The 17,594-nt window shown below is 64.1% G+C and carries 17 protein-coding genes; 9 read left to right on the forward strand and 8 right to left on the reverse strand.

Features of this window, described 5'->3' with window-relative positions:
• The first annotated feature begins 13 nt into the window (after nucleotides 1-13).
• A complete protein-coding gene (gene rimK, locus ADAD_RS0111470; protein WP_010413875.1) occupies nucleotides 14-919 on the forward strand; it encodes a 30S ribosomal protein S6--L-glutamate ligase in 906 nt (301 codons plus the stop codon).
• A 47-nt stretch (nucleotides 920-966) separates the two neighbouring features.
• On the opposite strand, the gene ADAD_RS16860 is transcribed toward rimK, so the two are convergent.
• On the reverse strand, nucleotides 967-1,572 hold the full coding sequence (locus ADAD_RS16860; RefSeq protein ID WP_139020429.1) for a hypothetical protein: 606 nt from the start codon (nucleotides 1,570-1,572) through the stop codon (nucleotides 967-969).
• 382 nt (nucleotides 1,573-1,954) lie between these two features.
• On the reverse strand, nucleotides 1,955-3,391 hold the full coding sequence (locus ADAD_RS0111480; RefSeq protein WP_010413880.1) for an AMP nucleosidase: 1,437 nt from the start codon (nucleotides 3,389-3,391) through the stop codon (nucleotides 1,955-1,957).
• A gap of 292 nt (nucleotides 3,392-3,683) precedes the next feature.
• Between ADAD_RS0111480 and ADAD_RS17005 the strand changes: the two genes are divergently transcribed.
• The gene (locus ADAD_RS17005; RefSeq protein WP_010413882.1) at nucleotides 3,684-4,061 is read left to right on the forward strand and encodes a YbjN domain-containing protein; all 378 of its coding nucleotides are present in this window, start codon (nucleotides 3,684-3,686) and stop codon (nucleotides 4,059-4,061) included.
• Nucleotides 4,062-4,129: 68 nt separating this feature from the next.
• On the opposite strand, the gene rplI is transcribed toward ADAD_RS17005, so the two are convergent.
• From rplI to rpsF, 3 genes are read right to left on the reverse strand one after another with little or no spacing between them, the layout of a single operon-like run.
• Nucleotides 4,130-4,819, reverse strand: a complete 690-nt coding sequence (gene rplI, locus ADAD_RS0111490) for a 50S ribosomal protein L9 (protein ID WP_010413884.1) — start codon at nucleotides 4,817-4,819, stop codon at nucleotides 4,130-4,132.
• Nucleotides 4,820-4,833: 14 nt separating this feature from the next.
• Nucleotides 4,834-5,058, reverse strand: a complete 225-nt coding sequence (gene rpsR, locus ADAD_RS0111495) for a 30S ribosomal protein S18 (protein WP_010240048.1) — start codon at nucleotides 5,056-5,058, stop codon at nucleotides 4,834-4,836.
• On the reverse strand, nucleotides 5,058-5,429 hold the full coding sequence (gene rpsF / locus ADAD_RS0111500) for a 30S ribosomal protein S6 (protein ID WP_029140087.1): 372 nt from the start codon (nucleotides 5,427-5,429) through the stop codon (nucleotides 5,058-5,060). The genes rpsR and rpsF overlap by 1 nt, the downstream gene beginning before the upstream one ends.
• Before the next feature lie 224 nt (nucleotides 5,430-5,653).
• On the opposite strand from rpsF, the gene ADAD_RS0111505 reads away from it, so the two are divergent.
• Entirely contained in the window at nucleotides 5,654-6,610 is a 957-nt protein-coding gene (locus tag ADAD_RS0111505; RefSeq protein WP_010413887.1) for a DUF808 domain-containing protein, read from the forward strand.
• Here the strand turns inward: ADAD_RS0111505 and ADAD_RS0111510 are convergent.
• Together ADAD_RS0111510 and ADAD_RS0111515 are read right to left on the reverse strand one after the other, a co-directional pair.
• Complete coding sequence (locus ADAD_RS0111510; protein WP_010413891.1) at nucleotides 6,607-6,897, reverse strand: hypothetical protein; 291 nt, start codon at nucleotides 6,895-6,897, stop codon at nucleotides 6,607-6,609. The two genes, ADAD_RS0111505 and ADAD_RS0111510, sit on opposite strands and share 4 nt — an antisense overlap.
• A 329-nt stretch (nucleotides 6,898-7,226) precedes the next feature.
• Entirely contained in the window at nucleotides 7,227-8,657 is a 1,431-nt protein-coding gene (locus ADAD_RS0111515; RefSeq protein ID WP_010413893.1) for a glutamate ligase domain-containing protein, read from the reverse strand.
• 147 nt (nucleotides 8,658-8,804) lie between these two features.
• Between ADAD_RS0111515 and ADAD_RS0111520 the strand changes: the two genes are divergently transcribed.
• The 5 genes from ADAD_RS0111520 (at nucleotide 8,805) to ADAD_RS15900 (ending at nucleotide 13,648) form a co-directional block, all read left to right on the forward strand.
• The gene (locus tag ADAD_RS0111520; RefSeq protein ID WP_010413895.1) at nucleotides 8,805-9,635 is read left to right on the forward strand and encodes an LD-carboxypeptidase; all 831 of its coding nucleotides are present in this window, start codon (nucleotides 8,805-8,807) and stop codon (nucleotides 9,633-9,635) included.
• A gap of 24 nt (nucleotides 9,636-9,659) precedes the next feature.
• A complete protein-coding gene (gene fabD, locus ADAD_RS0111525) occupies nucleotides 9,660-10,598 on the forward strand; it encodes an ACP S-malonyltransferase (protein ID WP_010413897.1) in 939 nt (312 codons plus the stop codon).
• Nucleotides 10,598-11,359, forward strand: a complete 762-nt coding sequence (gene fabG, locus ADAD_RS0111530; RefSeq protein WP_010413900.1) for a 3-oxoacyl-[acyl-carrier-protein] reductase — start codon at nucleotides 10,598-10,600, stop codon at nucleotides 11,357-11,359. Before fabD ends, fabG begins: the two co-directional genes overlap by 1 nt.
• 186 nt (nucleotides 11,360-11,545) lie before the next feature.
• Nucleotides 11,546-12,673, forward strand: coding sequence for a DNA polymerase III subunit beta (gene dnaN / locus ADAD_RS0111535; protein WP_010413902.1), 1,128 nt, complete (start codon nucleotides 11,546-11,548; stop codon nucleotides 12,671-12,673).
• Between the two features lie 39 nt (nucleotides 12,674-12,712).
• Complete coding sequence (locus ADAD_RS15900; RefSeq protein ID WP_010413903.1) at nucleotides 12,713-13,648, forward strand: glycerophosphodiester phosphodiesterase family protein; 936 nt, start codon at nucleotides 12,713-12,715, stop codon at nucleotides 13,646-13,648.
• On the opposite strand, the gene ADAD_RS0111545 is transcribed toward ADAD_RS15900, so the two are convergent.
• Nucleotides 13,645-14,598 carry an alpha/beta fold hydrolase gene (locus tag ADAD_RS0111545; RefSeq protein WP_010413905.1) on the reverse strand — a complete coding sequence of 318 codons (954 nt, stop codon included), beginning with the start codon at nucleotides 14,596-14,598 and terminating at the stop codon, nucleotides 13,645-13,647. The genes ADAD_RS15900 and ADAD_RS0111545 overlap by 4 nt on opposite strands.
• A gap of 212 nt (nucleotides 14,599-14,810) precedes the next feature.
• Here ADAD_RS0111545 and ADAD_RS0111550 point away from each other — a divergent pair, with 212 nt between their 5' ends.
• Nucleotides 14,811-17,519: an EAL domain-containing protein gene (locus ADAD_RS0111550; protein WP_010413908.1), complete on the forward strand. Its 2,709-nt coding sequence runs from the start codon at nucleotides 14,811-14,813 to the stop codon at nucleotides 17,517-17,519.
• The last annotated feature ends 75 nt before the right edge of the window (nucleotides 17,520-17,594 follow it).

Here is a 17,594-nt window from a genome sequence, read left to right on the forward strand (position 1 = left end):
TGAGTATCCGCCCATGAAAATCGCGCTGCTAGCCCGCAATCCGAACCTCTATTCGCACAAGCGATTGATGGAGGCGGCGGAACAGCGCGGGCACGAGATCACGTGGCTCAACACCTTGCGCTGCACCGTGCACATCGCCAGCCACAAGCCAGAAGTCTATTACGACGGGGAGCCCGCGATCGGCTTCGACGCGGTCATCCCGCGCATCGGCGCCTCGATCACCAATTACGGCCTTGCCATCCTGCGCCAGTTCGAGATGCGCGGCTGCTGGCCGCTGAACGAGAGCGTGGCGATCGGCCGCAGCCGCGACAAGCTGCGCAGCTTGCAGATCCTTGCCAAGCACGGCCTGGGCCTGCCGCTGACCGCCTATGCCAACGATCCCAAGAAGGCGGAGGAGATCATCCGCGCGGTGAAGGGCCCGCCGGTGGTCATCAAGCTGCTGGAAGGCACGCAGGGGATCGGCGTGGTTCTGGCGGATTCCATGTCGTCGGCTAAGTCGGTGATCGAGGCGTTTCGCGGCGCCAACGTGAACATCCTGGTGCAGGAATTCATCAAGGAAGCGGGCGGCACGGATATCCGCGCGCTGGTGATCGGCGGCAAGGTGGTCGCGGCGATGAAGCGGACCGGTGCGGCGGACGATTTCCGTTCCAACCTGCATCGCGGCGGCAGCGCCCAGCTGATCAAGATCACGCCGGAGGAACGCAGCACCGCCGTGCGCGCGGCCAAGCGCATGGGGCTGAACGTGTGCGGCGTCGACATGCTGCGGAGCAATCACGGCCCCGTCATCATGGAGGTGAACTCCTCGCCCGGTCTAGAAGGCATCGAGGCCGCAACCGGCAAGGACATCGCGGGCCAGATTATCGACTTCATCGAGAAAAGCGCGAAGATCGGCGCGACCAAGACGAAGGGGGCGGGTTAGCTTTACTAGCAGGGCTCGCGAGGGATCGAGGAAACCTGGTCGGGCGCCTAATCGCTATCTGTTTGTTCCGAAGCGTCGATCTGCTTTTCCAAGTCCTCCGGGACCGGAATGCCGTTCTTTTGAAGCCATGTCTTGAATGCTTCGAGTTGTCGAGATTCGGCGCTGGCGATCGAGGCATTGTCGTTCGAAATATCGGGGATGGTCTCGCTGACGGATTCGAACAACTTGACGATATTGGTATCTGACAGTCGGCCATGTCCGGGTTCGGCGCTTATGCTGTTCAAGGCAATCTGACATGCATAGAAATATGCAATATTCGCAAACGCGGTCTGCGCATTCGTCATATTGAGTGCGGTGACGGTTTCAGCAGCTTCCAAAGCGGCATCGGCAGAGAGGTCAGAGTCGTTTTTCAGAGCTTTTACTGATGCGCCAATAGAACCCGCATCGGCGGTAAGCGCGCCCTGAACACACATCCCTTTCGAATTTCCTGCGCCCGCAGAATACTTGGAATCCCAGGCGAAGACCCTGCTGTACGAGTCCTCTTTCTTGTTATCTGGATAGGATTCGGAGGATATCCGATTGGCTAACAAATTGTTGGCGCACCCCGACAAAGTGATTGACGCGCAAGCCAGCAGAATAATCTTTTTCTTCATAAATACCCCCTGATTTGCAGGAGGCATGATTGCGTCTCATGAGTCAAGCGGGATTCTGCTTTAGAAAGCCGGATTCAATAATTTCAATTGCCGATGAAGCGTTCCAAATCGGTGAATTAGTTTGATAAACCCAAAAGAAAATCTATCTCTAGATTGCTTTGGGTATGTAATTTATCGGAGTGGCAACAGATTGCGACTGCTGCATAGGCGGGGCCCCGATGAAGAGACGCCAAGATTCCCTGTGTGGCGGGCATGGATGGCGTGACGAAAATGGTGACCGAGAAGCCGCAGGGAACGAGCAAATGCCTGTAATCCCCTCGGAAAGCGCGAGGGGTAGGCGGGATGAACCGTGCCATCCCGTCTCTCGCAGCGAGCTGTCCGACTACCTGAAAGGCGGCTCGTTGAAGGCGCGCAGCTTGCGGCTGTGCAGACGGGGGCCTTCCTCGCGCAGGTGGCGCACGGCGGCGATGCCGATTTGCAGGTGCGCGGCGATGGCTTCCTCGTAGAAGGTGTTCGCCTGCTTGGGCAGCTTGATCTCGCCGTGGAGCGGCTTGTCGCTGACGCATAGCAGCGTCCCGTAGGGCACCCGGAAGCGGAAGCCCTGTGCGGCGATGGTGGCGCTTTCCATGTCGATGGCGACGGCGCGGCTCAAGGAGAAGCGCTTGGCCGACAGGGCGTAGCGCAGTTCCCAGTTGCGGTCGTCGGTCGTCACCACGGTGCCGGTGCGCAGCCGCTGCTTCAGATCGCTGCCCTGCCGCCCGGAGACCTCTTCTGCCGCCGCTGCCAGAGCCTGCTGTACCTCTGCAATCGCGGGCAGGGGGATTTCCGGCGGCAGCACGGGATCGAGCACGTGGTCGTCGCGCAGATAGGCATGGGCGAGCACGTAGTCGCCGATCTTCTGGCTGGAGCGCAGGCCGCCGCAGTGGCCGATCATCAGCCACGCCTCGGGCCGCAGCACCGCCAGGTGATCGCAGATCGTCTTCGCATTGCTCGGCCCCACGCCGATATTGACCAGCGTTATCCCGTCGCCGTCTTTGCCGATCAGGTGATAGGCGGGCATCTGGTGGCGCCGCCATGCCGCGTCGGAAAGCTGGTCCTTGGCGTTCTCGGTCGGCTCGGTCAGATACAGCCCGCCGGGCCCGGCCAGCGCGCTGCACCCATCCTCACCCAGCCGCGCGCCTGCCCAGTCCACGAATTCGTCGACATAGCGGTGGTAGTTGGTGAACAGCACGAAGCGCTGGAAATGCTCGGGGTCCGTGCCGGTATAGTGCGCCAGCCGTGCAAGACTGAAATCGGTGCGCAGGCCGTCGAAGAGGGAGAGCGGAATGTGCTGCTCGGGGTCTTCCAGCTCGATCCCGTCGGCCAGTTCGTCGCCGATATCGGCCAGGTCGGTATGCGGGAAGTGGCGCGCGATCTCCTGCGGCGCCATCCCTGCCAGCTGCGCGGTCGCCTCTCCGTCGAGAACGTAGGGGAACGGAATTTCCTGATCCGAGGGCTGCACATCCAGCCGGATCGCATAATCGCTTTCGATCAGATCGAGCTGCGCGTGCAGGTAGTTGCGGAAAAGGTGGGGGCGGGTGATCGTGGTCGAATAGGTCCCCTCCATGCCCAGCCGCCCGAATGCCCGGCTTTCAGCCGAGGTGCTCTCGCTGCCGTCGTAGTGCAGCAGCAGGCGAGGATAGGTGTAGCGGCCCGCGCGTGCACTGGCGACGGGCAGGGTGCCGCTTTGCGCATATTCGAGGATGTCTTCACGCAGGGCAGCGACGGCGTTGTCGTAGTGTTCCTGCAGGGCGTCGAGGGCTTGGTCTATGGATAGCATCGCTGCGCCTCCTAGCCGGGCGGTGTGGCAAGGCCAAGTCGTCAGATGCCACGGCGCTCCCGGGTTGATCCGGCGCGCGGCAATCGAGGGGCCCGCCGCACGGGCTTGCCGGGGTTCCGGCGTCGGGCTAGTCTTGAACCCGGTTGAGAACAAAGGGGGAAGACCGATCAGACTTTCAGGAATAGTCGCAGCTCTGGCTGTCACCTTCGCCACACCTCTCGCAGCGCAGGACACTGGCCCGCCTGACAGCGAACGTTTCACGAGTTTCGACGAGCAGACGATCCGTAATGCGGTGGCGCCTTACAACGCCACCGTCACGGCAGAGGTCTTCAACGGGGTCGAAGGTTTTCTGATCGTGGCGGGCAGTGCGAAAATTCTCGCCGAATTGCGGGCCTGCACCGACGGGACACAGTGCAAGGGCCTGCTGATCGCCAAGGCCTACGCGATACCCGAAGGCGTGACCAAGGCCGAACTTCTTGAATCGATTAACGATTTCAATGCGCGTGAGCCCTTCGTCAAGATGCTGCTGACGCAGGACGGGCAGAGTGTCCTCGCCACCCGCTACGTCATCTGCGACCATGGCTTGACCTACGGCAATCTGCGGGTCGAATTCAGCGCGCTCGATGGCATTTCGAGCAGCTTCGCCCGCGAGGTTCTGGGCCTGAGCTGACCGACACGAAAAAGGCCGCCGCGTCGCTTGGACGCAGCGGCCTTTTCTCACTTGCCTCGAAAAGAGGCTTATTCGCTCTTGGGCTCGACCTCGTCCGAGCTGGTGTCCGGCTCGGTCGCTTCGATCAGCGCTTCGGTGGTCGTCTCGCCTCCGGGCGTGCTCACACCGTCTTCCATAAGCTCGGCGGGGATTTCGCCCGGCTCGAGATTGGGATCGGTCTGGTTGGCCGCGGCCGCTTCCTCGATTTCCTTCTGTTCGTCTTCGAACATCTGGGCGAGGACGTCGACACCCTGGCTCTGCAGCTCGGCTTCGTCGTCCGAACGGGCGACGTTGGCCTTCACCGTCACGTGCACCTCGGGGTGCAGGGCAACGGTCACATCGTGCATGCCGATCGACTTGATCGGGCTGCCCATGATGATCTGCTTCTTGTCGACATCGTGGCCCTGGGCTTCGAGACCCGAGGCGATGTCGCGCACGTTGACCGAACCGTAAAGCTGGCCCGCGTTCGAGGAAGCGCGGATCAGCACGATTTCGGCACCGTCGATCTTCTCGCCGGCCTTTTCGGCCACGCCGCGACGTTCCGCGTTTTCCTTTTCGAGGCGTTCGCGGTTGGCTTCGAAGACCTTCTTGTTGGCGGCGTTGGCGCGCAGCGCCTTCTTCTGCGGCAGCAGGAAGTTGCGGGCGTAACCGTCTTTCACGGTCACGACATCGCCGATGCTGCCCAGATTGCCGATACGTTCGAGGAGGATGATATCCATGATGCTAGCTCCTCTTACTTCACGACGTAGGGAAGAAGGCCGATGTGGCGCGCGCGCTTGATCGCCTTGGCGAGTTCACGCTGCTTCTTCGCGCTGACGGCGGTGATGCGGCTGGGCACGATCTTGCCACGTTCGGACATGAAGCCCTGCAGCAGGCGCACGTCCTTGTAGTCGATCACGGGTGCATTCTTGCCCGAGAAGGGGCAGGTCTTGCGGCGGCGGAAAAACGGGCGGGCCATTAGTCGTCTCCCCGATCCGAGCGCTCGCGGCGCTTCTTGGAATCGCGTTCGTTCTTGCGCATCATCGCCGAGGGGCCTTCCTCGTGCTCTTCCACGCGGATGGTCATGTAGCGGATGATGTCTTCGTTGATGCGGATCTGGCGCTCCAGCTCGGCAACCATGCTGCCGGGGCCTTCCACGTTCAGCAGCACGAAGTGCGCCTTGCGGTTGCGGTCGATCTTGTAGGCGAGGTTCTTGAGGCCCCAGGTCTCCGTCTTGGTGACCTTGCCTTCGTTCGACTCGATGATTTCGGTAGCTTGCGCTGCCAGAGCGTCGACCTGCGACTGGCTCAAATCCTGGCGCGCAAGGAACACGTGCTCGTATAGAGCCATGCCTTGTCCTTTCACGTTGCTGCCGATCGCTGGCTTGTCCGCGCGGATCGCGGGGCCCCTCCGGCTTTCTTGGTTTCCCCACTGCCAGCCGTCGCCGACAGCAGGGAAGCGGGGCACATAGCGCAACGCGCGGTGAATGCAAGGCCTTCGCATGGCATGCATGTGGTGCCAAAGGCGCTGCTGGCGCGTTGGCGCCAGACAGCATTTCTACGAGGGGGACCTTCATGCCCGGTGGCCTGGCCGCATTGTTAGACGACGTTTCGGTGATTGCACGCGCAGCGGCCTCTTCGGTCGACGACGTGGCGGCGGCAACGGGGCGGGCAAGTTCCAAGACGGCGGGCGTGGTGATCGACGATGCGGCGGTGACCCCCGGCTACGTCACCGGATTCAGCCCGGCGCGCGAACTGCCGATCATCGCCAAGATCGCAAAGGGCAGCGTCAAGAACAAGCTGCTGATCCTGTTGCCCGGCGCCCTGCTGCTCAGCCAGTTCCTGCCGCAGGCGATCGTCTTCGTGCTGATGCTGGGCGGCTGCTACCTCTCCTATGAAGGGGCGGAGAAGCTCGCCGAGAAGCTGAGCGGCGAGAAACACGGCAAGACCATCGACGAACCGATCGAGGACGAGGTCGCGTTCGAGAAGGAGCGCGTCTCGGGCGCGATCCGCACCGACCTGATTCTCTCCGCCGAGATCATGGCGATCACGCTGAACGAGGTGGCGGCGGAAACCTTCCTCACCCGCGCCGCGGTGCTCGCCATCGTCGGGTTGGCGGTGACGGCGTTCATCTATGGCGCGGTCGCGCTGATCGTGAAGCTGGACGATATCGGGCTGCATCTGATGGAAAAGCCTGACGAGAGGGCGAAGAGAATCGGCAAGATCATGCTCAACGCCATGCCGCACATCCTGACCGTTCTGTCGGTCGTGGGCACGGCAGCGATGCTATGGGTCGGCGGCGGGATCATCCTGCACGGCACGCACGAACTGGGCTTCCACACGCTCTACGATGCGAGCCACGGGCTGGAACATGCGGTGGAGAGCACCACCGGCGCGCTGGGCGGTGTGCTGGGCTGGGCGACCTATGCTGCGGCCTCCGCGCTGGTCGGGCTGGTGCTGGGCACGGTGCTGTTCTTCGTGCTGCACAAGGTGTTCGGGCTGGGCCACGGGAAGGAAGAGGGCGCGCACTAGGCGTCCGAGGCAGGCACCTTCGTCAGGTCCGTCCCGCAGCGACCGCAGACCTTGTTCGGCCAGGGCAGCATCAGGATGCCGCGATAGAAGAACAGGTTCTTGCGGCAGTTCGGGCAGTTGAAGCCGAGGATGCCGATGTTCGCCATGAACAGACCGAAGATAACGATCGCGAAGGCGATGCTCGAATGGCCGATCCACGCATCCACCGTGATAATGAACAGCGCGCCGATCGCGACTCCGAGCAGCATTTTGCGCGCATGGCGGCGGGCGCCTTGGTAGACGGTCACGATGAAAACTCGTGCAAGGCGCGGGAAACCGAACTAGTGCTAGCCATACAAGTCTTCGTTGCAATACTCACATAAGCGACGCGGTGGCGAAGCACTTAGGCCCAAATGATTGAGCCCTCCTCCGAGTTGCCCGAACGGTGGCTCACCGCAATGAGGGCATGGCGATGCGTGTTGAGCGATAATCGGCACCCCAAAAAATATGACGAAGATCAGCCCAATCAAATATGAATGGGCAAAAAGGAACTCCGGAGCAAACATGAGCAATGCGGCGAAAGCCAGCCAAGAGGAGAGCCAGAATATATAGGCAATCCAACTGAAAATGTATCTCGTCACCCCAACCGCTCCAGCACATCCCTCGCAAACACGCTCAGCGTATCGTCGCGCGCGCCCATCACGGCGATGCGGTCTCCCGGCTTGGCATTGGCCACCAGCCAGTCGCCGCAACCGTCGCGTGTGTTGATGCACATCGCCTTGCCGCCGTGCTTGGCGATCAGGTCGACGATCCGCTCGCTGCCTTCGGAGCGGTCGACCGTGCCGCCGAAATAGACGGGGTCGCACAACAGGGTGATGTCCTCGGGGCCGAGTTCGCGGGCGAAGGTCTCGGCCAGTTCTGCGCCCATTTGCTTGAGCGGCCCGTATCCGTGCGGCTGGAAGAAGGCGAGCACGCGGCCTTCGTGCGCTTTCAACGTGCGCAGGGTCGCTGCCGCCTTCTCCGGATTGTGGCCGAAATCGTCGATCACGGTCACGCCCGAAGGCGAGGTGCCGACAATATCGAACCGACGCGCGAGCCCGGCAAACTCGCCCAGCGCCGCGACCGCATCGGCCACCGGCACGCCCGCCGCATTCGCTCCGGCAATCGCGGCGAGCGCATTCGAGAGATTGTGCCGTCCCGGCAGGTTCAAAGTCAGCGCGTGCTGCGTATCGTCGCGCTTGTCGTGGACCATGGCCGCCTGCCGCGTCGGGCCCTCGGCCAGCGATCCCTCCACGATGCCGAGTGCGGCGCAGCCATTCGTCACCCCGAAGGTCAGCGGTGCATTCGCATGCGCGACGAGGCGGAAGGCTTCCTCGTCGTCGGCATTCACCACGCCGCGCGCACTCGCCTCGAGGAAGTCTCCGAACAGCTGGCGCAGTTCGTCCATGCTCTTGTGGTCGAGGCTGACGTTGAGAAGAATGCCGACCGCAGGCGTATATTGCGCGATCGAGCCGTCGCTCTCGTCGACCTCGGACACATAGAGGTCCGCATCGCCGACCACCGCGCTGGCGAAGGGGCGATCCTCCGAGACGAAGTTCTTCATCACCGCGCCGTTCATGATCGTCGGTTCGCGGCCCGCGTGGTGGAGGATCCAGCCGAGCATTCCGGTGACGGTCGACTTGCCGCTGGTCCCCGCGACCGCGACGCCCGTTTCGGCGGCGTTGAACAGCGCCGCGTTGAGATCCGCGCGGGTCAGACGGGGGAGGCCAAGCTCCTTGGCGCGTACCACTTCGGGCACGCTGTCTTCCACCGCTGCACTGGCCACCAGCACCTGCTCGGGCCGGTCGATCCCGCTGCCGTCCTGCGGGAACAGCTGGAACCCCTGCGCCTCCAGCGCGGCGAATTTCTCCGGCGTGCGGCCCTGGTCGAAGCTGCGGTCCGACCCGGCCACCTGCGCGCCGCGCCCCTTCAGGATCGCGGCGAGGGGCTGCATCCCCGATCCGCCGATCCCGCAGAAGAACCAGGGGCGGGCGGTCAGGTCGGCGGTGGGGTCGGGGAAGTCGGTCATGGGTTGAGCACTATTGGCAATAAATCCGCTCGTCACCCCCGCGCAGGCCGGGGGGTCCCGCTTTTTGCGGCCAGGCTCCGTAGAAGTGAGCGGGATCCCCGCCTGCGCGGGGATGACGGGGGTGGGTTTGGCGGGTACAGCGAAAACATGACACGCATCGCCATCTGCGCGCCCGCCACCGCGATCACGCCCGATCATGCCGCCGCGATCGAGCGCCTCGTTGCCGACGAATTTCCCGAGCACAGCGTCTGGGTTCACCCGCAATGCTTCGAAAGCCACGGGCACTTCGCGGGCACGGACCTGCAGCGCCTCACCGCGCTGCTCGATTGCGCGAACGATCCGCAATACGACGCGGTCTGGTTCGCCAAGGGCGGCTATGGATCGAACCGCATCGCGCAGGCCGCCGTCGCACGGATGAACGAGGCCGCGCGGCAGAAGACCTATGTCGGCTTTTCGGACATGGGCTACATGCTCGCCGCGCTCTACCGCGCCGGGATCGGCCAGCCGGTTCACGGGTCGATGCCGGTCAGCGCGCGCAGCGAGCGGGGGCGCGAGGCGGTGCGCCGCGTGCTGCGCTGGTTCTCCGGCGATGGCAGCGGGCTCGAACCGCATCTGGACGGCAAGACGCCCACGGTCGCCTTCAACCTCATCACGCTGGCCATGCTGGTCGATACGCCGCTGCTGCCCGATCTGACCGGCCATGTCGTGATGGTGGAGGAGGTGAGCGAGCATCTGTATGCGGTGGACCGGCTGTTCTTCAGCCTGTCCAACACGCTGCCGCGCGTTGCGGGCCTCAGGCTCGGCGCGGTGAACAACGTGCCGGAAAACGACCGGGAATTCGGCCAGAGCGCAGAGGAAATCGCGCAATACTGGTGCGCGCGGGCGGGCATTCCGTACCTCGGCCGAGCCGAAATCGGGCACACGGCCTCCAACCGGATCGTCCCCTTCGGCCTTGCCAGCCCCGCCCGCGCTTCCTAGGCCCCGGGCCAACAAGGAGATTTTATGCGAGCTTTCATTTTCCCCGGTCAGGGGAGCCAGAAGGTCGGCATGGGTGCCGATCTCGCCGAAGCCAGCACGGCTGCGCGCGAAACCTTTCAGGAAGTCGACGACGCGCTGAACCAGAAGCTGTTCGCCATGATGCGCGAAGGGCCGGATTCCGAACTGACCCTGACGTCCAATGCCCAGCCCGCGATCATGGCCAACGCCATCGCCACTCTGCGCGTGCTGGAGAAGGACTTCGGCATGAAGCTGAAGGATGCGGCGGACTGCGTCGCGGGGCACTCGCTGGGCGAATACACCGCGCTGGCCGCGGTCAACGCCTTCTCGCTGGGCGATACGGCCAAGCTGCTGCGGCTGCGCGGCATCGCCATGCAGGATGCGGTTCCGATCGGTGTCGGTTCGATGTGCGCCCTGCTGGGATCGGATATCGAGACCGCGCAGAAGCTGGCGGAAGAAGCCGCGCAGGGGCAGGTGTGCGAGATCGCCAACGACAATGATCCCTCGCAGGTCGTGCTTTCGGGCCATGCAGAGGCGATCAACCGCGTGATCGACATGGCCAAGGACCATGGCGTGAAGCGGGCAATCAAGATTGCGGTTTCGGCCCCGTTCCACTGTTCGCTGATGAAGCCTGCCGCGCAGCGCATGAAGATCGCGCTCGACAACACCAGCCCTTCCGCGATGGACCTGCCGCTCTACGCCAATGTGACGGCGGCCAAGGTGAGCGATTCGGCGGAAGAGCAGAAGCTGCTGGTCGAACAGATCACCGGCCGCGTGCGGTGGCGTGAAAGCGTGCTGGCGATGCGCGCCGATGGCGTCGAGCATTTCGTCGAGCTGGGCGGCAAGGTGCTGGGCCCGATGGTCAGCCGCACCGACAAGGAAGCCAGGGTTTCCAGCTGCATCACCATGGAAGACCTCGAAGCGCTGGCGAAGGAGCTCGGCTGATGTTCTCACTCGAAGGCAAGACGGCGCTGGTGACGGGCGCAAGCGGCGGGATCGGCTCGGCTATCGCGAAGGCGCTGGCATCGCAGGGCGCCCGGCTCGCGCTGTCGGGCTCGAACGGCGACAAGCTGCGCGCCTTCCGCGATCAGCTCAACGACGAGTACGCGCACGACAGCGGCGCGCATGTGGAGATTACCTGCGACCTCTCCAATGCAGAAAGTGTCGAGGAACTGGTCCCCGCGACGATCGATACGCTGGGCCGGCTCGATATCCTCGTGAACAATGCCGGGATCACGCGTGACAACCTCGCCATGCGGATGAAGGACGATGAGTGGGATCAGGTGATCCGCATCAACCTGGAAGCCGCCTTCCGCCTGATGCGCGCCGCCGCCCGGCCGATGATGAAGGCACGCGGTGGACGGATCATCTCGATCACCAGCGTGGTCGGCGCCACGGGTAACCCCGGTCAGATGAACTACACTGCGGCGAAGGCAGGCCTCACCGGCATGTCGAAGAGCCTGGCGCAGGAACTCGCCAGCCGGGGCATAACGGTCAACTGCGTGGCGCCCGGCTTCATCCGTACCGCGATGACCGATGCTCTGGACGAGAAGCAGAAGGCGGCCATCGAGGGGCGCATTCCGGCGGGCCGGATGGGCGAGGGCGAGGAGATCGGCGCGGCGGTTGCCTACCTCGCCAGCGACGAAGCGGCGTATGTCACCGGGCAGACGCTGCACGTGAATGGCGGGATGGCGATGCTGAGCTGATGCAGCGGTGCACTAGCGTCGCCCTGCGAATCCCCTTATCCCCAGCCTTTCCGGCAGAATCGCGCTTGTTCCTTGCCCCTAAGTGCAGGCGCGATAAGGAAACCGGATAAGATTTTCTCGCGCGAGGGCCGGCTCAAGGGGGAGTCGCGCCGCACCACAAGCGCACATGAGACGAGAGAAGGACCGATGAAGGCCACCATCGAACGCGCCACGCTGCTCCGCTGCCTGTCCCACGTGCAGTCGGTGGTGGAGCGCCGCAACACCATCCCGATCCTTAGCAACGTGCTGATCGACGCCGACGAAGGCGGCGGCGTGAAGGTCATGGCGACCGACCTCGATCTGCAGGTCGTCGAGACGATGACCGCCGCGAATGTCGAAAGCGGGGGCGCGATCACCGTGTCGGCCCACCTGCTGTTCGATATTGCCCGCAAGCTGCCCGATGGCAGCCAGGTCAGCCTGGAGACGGCGGACAACCGCATGACGGTGAAGGCCGGTCGCAGCCGCTTCCAGCTGCCCACGCTGCCGCGCGATGACTTCCCCGTGATCGTGGAAGGCGAACTGCCGACCAGCTTCGAACTGCCCGCGCGCGAGCTTGCCGAGCTGATCGACCGCACCCGCTTCGCCATCAGCACCGAGGAAACGCGCTACTACCTCAACGGGATCTTCCTGCATGTTTCGGACGAAGCACGCCCGGTTCTGAAGGCTGCGGCGACCGACGGGCACCGTCTGGCGCGCTACACGCTCGACCGCCCCGAAGGCGCGGCGGGCATGCCCGATGTGATCGTGCCGCGCAAAGCCGTGACCGAGCTGCGCAAGCTGCTGGAAGAAGCGCTGGACAGCAATGTCCAGATCGACCTTTCGGCAAGCAAGATCCGCTTCACGCTGGGTGGAGAGGGCGGCGTCGTGCTGACCAGCAAGCTGATCGACGGGACCTTCCCCGACTACAGCCGCGTCATCCCGACCGGCAACGACAAGCTGCTCAAGCTCGATCCGAAGAGCTTCTACGAAGGCGTCGACCGCGTGGCGACCATCGCCACGGAGAAGACCCGAGCGGTGAAGATGGGCCTCGATGCGGACAAGGTGACGCTGTCCGTCACCAGCCCGGACAACGGCACCGCGGCCGAGGAAATCGCCGCCGAGTACAAGTCCGAAGGGTTCGAGATCGGCTTCAATGCCAATTACCTGAAGGACATCCTCAGCCAGATCGACAGCGACATGGTGGAGCTGCATCTGGCCGACGCCGGCGCACCCACGCTGATCCGTCGTGACGAGAACAGCCCTGCGCTCTACGTCCTCATGCCGATGCGGGTGTAAGCGGGCGAAATTGTCACACGGCGCTGCCAGGCGCATGGCATGAAGGCCTTTCTGCTCCCCACCCTGATTGCGGCCTCGCTCGCCGCGGCCCCTGCGGCCTCGCAGGAGGCGGCGCGCGCGTGGTCGCTCGATACCGGTGGCGATTTCTCCGCGTTCCTCGATTGCATGGAGGCGCAACAGCGCACGATCATCTCCGCGCATCGCGGCGGACCGACGCCGGGCCTGCCCGAAAACTCGATCGAGGCGATGGACGCGCTGCTGCATGCGGCGCCCGCGATCATGGAAGTAGACGTTGCGCAGAGCAGGGACGGCGTGCTGTTTCTGCTGCATGACGACCGTCTGGACCGCACCACCAGCGGCACCGGTGTCGCCGCCGAACGGGAATGGGCCGACCTCGCAGAACTGCGCCTGCGCGACGCGGCCGGCTGGACAACGCCCTACCGGATTCCCACGCTCGAGGCGGCGCTGGCCTGGGCAAAGGGCCGCACCGCGCTGCAGATCGATTTCAAGCGATCGACATCCTACGAGGACACCATCGCGCTGATCCGCGCGCAGGACATGGCAGATAGCGTGATCCTGATCGCCTATTCGCTCGACGCCGCGCGCAGACTGCACGCTCTGGCGCCGGACATGCTGATCTCGCTTTCCATGGACGATGCGAGCGCGCTGTCCGAGGCTGCCGAAGCCGGCATCCCGACCGAGAGCATCGTCGCCTTCACCGGCACCCGTCTTCCGCGCCCCGACGTCTACGCAAGCCTGGATGAAGCCGACGTCGAGGTGATCTTCGGCACGCTGGGGCGCGGCAACTCCATCGACAACCGGATTGCCGACTTCGGCATGGACGAACGCTATGCCGAACTGGGCGAGGCGGGCGTGGACATCATCGCGACGGACCGTCCACGCGCGGCGGCGGCCGCGCTGCAGGAGGCAGGAAGGCTGGCGGACGAAACGACTTGCGGCGTCGCGCGGCGCTAGGCCGTCTCGCCTTCCGGCCCATCGAGGAAATCCCGCAGCAATTTCATAGTCTTGTCCGGGTGCGTCATCAGGAACAGGTGGCCCGCATCCTCGAACACTTCCAGCCGCGCATCGGGCAGCGATCCGGCCAGCAGCTTGCCGTTCGACAGCGGCACGATGGGATCGTTCTCGCCCATCATCACCAGCACCGGCTTGTCGAGGAAGGGCAGGGCGGGCAGGCTGGTCCACCCGGCGAGCGCCATCAGCTGGTACAGGTAACCGGTCGTGCTGGGCGCGCTGATATTGCCGATGGAATTGCGTGCGCGCTTGCTTTCGTCCGCATTGTCCATCGCGGTCAGATATTCGCGGACCAGCATCTCGTTGATCGCCGAAGTGGGGTCGGCCATCTGCGCCAGCATCTGCGGATCGCCCGGGATCATCAGCATGCCGGGCGATGTCGCCGCGAGCACCACGCGGCGCACGTGGATGGAGTGTTGCAGCGCGAAATGCTGGGCAATCGCGCCGCCCCAGCTCATCCCCATCACGTCAACCGTCTCGATACCGAAGCGTTCGAGCAGGGTCATCGCCGTCCAGCTCATGGTAAAGAGGTTGTAGGGCACCACCGGATCGGGCGATTCCCCCGCGCCCGGCATGTCGAACATGATGAACCCGCGCTCTGTCAGCGCTTCGGCCAGCGGAGCGACGGCTTCGATGTTGGCGCCGATGCCGTTGAAGAACAAAATCGGCGGGTTCTCGGAAGGCTGGTCGAGCCGCCAGCGGGCCACGCGCAGCTCAAGCCCGTCAACCTTTTCGAAGGAGACCTCCGCGCTCAACGGGCCGCCGGGCTCGCCACGCGGCGCGCGGCGTGGATCGCGCCTTTGGGCCGCGCCGCCGAACAGGCCCCAGGCGGGCAGGTGCAAGTCCCAATCGCCGAAACCGATCACGCTCTCTGCCCCCCGAAAATCGCGCAAATGCGCAGTTCCGGCGTGAAAGTAAGAGAGGTTTCGACGCGCCGCCGCATCTGCCCAAGGAGTTGCCGATCTGCCATGGCACCCTGATGGCGGGTGCTGCGCGCGGAAACAAGTCGCACACACGCTTCGCGGCCGGATCGGGTCCATGTTCCAGGGGGGCGTTAGCCTTTTGGAAAGCCTGACGCTTAATTCTTTCGGAGCGGCTTTCTGCGATGATCCCCACCATGGAGGGCAACGCGCAACCACCATCTTCGAAAACTCCTGCAAAACCGTCCGCCGCAAGGGGCGCGTGCGGGCAGAAACGGCGCGATTCGGCGAAGCCTGGCCACCGGCGCGAGGGCGAAGCACTGACGCGCGGCTGGGCCGGGGATGCGGTGGAACCCGCGCCCGTCCTCCCGCGCCAGTGGCACCTTCTCCTCGCCGCGCTGTTCGCCACGGCGCTGGTGAGCGCAATCATCGGTCAGACCCTTCCCAGTGGCGGTACCCTGATCGCCTTCCTGAGCGCAGGCCTTCTGCTGTCGGCGTCCAGGGCCTCGGCGCGCAGCCTGCCAGTCCCGGATTACGTGATCCTGTTCGCCCTCGGGCTGGTCCCGCAGGCGCTAATCGGCTGGGGTTTCGCCCGCTGGATGGTGCCGGGCGACCTTGCCTGGGCGCTCGGGGCGATGTCGATACTCGTCATCGGCATGATGCTGGGCGTGCTGCTCGGCCAGCGCCCGTTCCAACTGTTTTTCGCCAAGGTCAGCCTGTGGTCGCCGGTGGCGCTCAATGCCGTGGTTCACGATTATCTCATGGCGGCCGTCGCGCTTGCGGTGGCGATTATCGGCGGCGCGAGCGTTGCGTATTTCCAGCATCTCTACGATCGCAAGCGCGAAGGGCAGCGGCAGGCCGACGAGCGCCTTCGCAACCGCTCGATCGACATCATGCGCGACTACGAGGCGACCGGTCAGGGCTGGTTCTGGGAAACCGATCACGAAGGACGGATCACCTATATTTCCCCCGAGTTCGCCGACCGATATGGCTTCGATCACGACGATCTGCTGGGCAACATGTTCACCAAGGTATTCGAGGTCGATCCGGACGATCGTGAGGCGGAGCGGACGATCAAGTTCCACTTCACCGCCCAATCCGTCTTCCACGATCAGCCGGTCTGCAACAGGCGGCCCGGAAGCGACGAGGTGGTCTGGTGGTCGATCAACGGCCGACCGATCTTCGACGGGTTCGACGAGTTCTGCGGCTTTCGCGGATCGGGCACCGATCTGACCGAGCGTCGCCGCAGTGCGGAGCGCGCGTCTCGTCTGGCGATGTACGATTCGCTTACGGGGCTGGCGAACCGCCACACGCTGGCCCAGTCGCTTTCCAAACTGCTGACGGAGCTCGACGCCAGCAAGCGCACCTGCACGATCCTGATGCTGGATCTGGACCGGTTCAAGCACGTCAACGACACCTTCGGGCACCCCACGGGCGATGCGCTGCTGGGGCAGGTCGCCCGCAGGCTGGAAAAGGTGGTGGGCGATCTGGGGCTGGTCGGCCGCATCGGGGGCGACGAATTCCAGGTCCTCATTTCCCGCCGGTGCGATCAGGATGCCATCGAACGCCTCGCCGGAGAGATCATTCACACCCTTTCCCAGCCTTATTCGGTCGACGGAACGCGGCTCGTCATCGGCGTTTCGGTCGGCATTGCGCTGGCGCCGGACCATGGGAGTTCCAGCGAAGGCCTGATCCGCAGCGCCGATTTGGCCCTGTACGCTGCAAAGGACGCAGGGCGCGGCCGCTTCCGTCTGTTTTCCGAGGATCTTCATGTCGCTGCGCGCGAGCGGAACCAGCTGGAGGAAGAGCTGCGTTCGGCGATCGACAAGGGCGATCTGGAGCTTCACTACCAGCCTGTCGTCCACGCCGGGAACGAGACGCTTGCGGGGTTCGAGGCGCTGTTGCGCTGGAAACACCCCAAGCATGGGTGGATCAGCCCGGAAAAGTTCGTGCCGGTTGCCGAAGACGCAGGGTTGATCCCCGTGATCGGCGAATGGGCACTGAAGCGGGCATGTGCGGATCTTGCCCGCTGGCCGGAGGCAGTGCGCTGCGCCGTGAATGTATCGCCCCTGCAATTCGCCGATCCGGGCCTGCCAGGGTCAATCTCGGCTGCCCTGACGAAGTACGGGGTCGAGCCATCCCGGCTCGAACTGGAAATCACGGAAAGCGTCTTCCTCAGCGAGGAAGGAGGCACCGAAGCGACCTTCGCCGCCCTCAAGAAGATCGGCGTGCGCCTGGCGCTGGACGATTTCGGCACCGGCTATTCCTCGCTCGGCTATCTGAAGAACGCGCCGTTCGACAAGATCAAGATCGATCAGGGTTTCGTACGCGGTGCCACCATGCCCGGCAGCCGCAACGGGGCCATCATTGCCGCGATCAGCAGTCTGGCCGAAGCTCTTGGCATGGATACCACCGCCGAAGGGGTGGAAACGATGGACGAGCTGGAACTGGTGCGCATGCACGGGTGCAGCCATATTCAGGGCTACATCTATTCGAAGCCGCTTTCGCCTGCGGAGGCCAACCGCCTGCTCGAAGCCGGCCTGGCGATGCAGCCGACCGGACCGCGCGCTGCACGCGAGCCGCGCCAGGCCATGCTGCGCCGCGTGGTGCTCCAGCATGGCGAAGATTTCTACAACGCCACTGTCCGCAATGTCTCGTCGCACGGTGCGATGATCGAGGGCCTGTGGAACGTGCCCGAAGGAACCGTCTTCCGCATCGCGCTCAGCGAAAACCTCGCGGTCGATGCAGAGGTGCGCTGGTGCTGCGAGAACCGGATCGGGGTGGAATTCGCGCAGCGGGTCAGGCGCGACGAGAACGGCAGGATCACCGGCGTAGAGGCCAAGCCGCGTTCCCCCTCGGATGGCGAACAGGGCGCACGACTGCGCAGCGCCTGACAGGCAACCGGGCGCCGCGCCGCCCAACCTGCATGCCGCGCCTCAAAAAAGCTGACACACCCGGACGGGGCGTAT

Origin of the sequence: Citromicrobium sp. JLT1363 (assembly GCF_000186705.1) — a bacterium.
Taxonomy (GTDB): Bacteria; Pseudomonadota; Alphaproteobacteria; order Sphingomonadales; family Sphingomonadaceae; genus Alteriqipengyuania.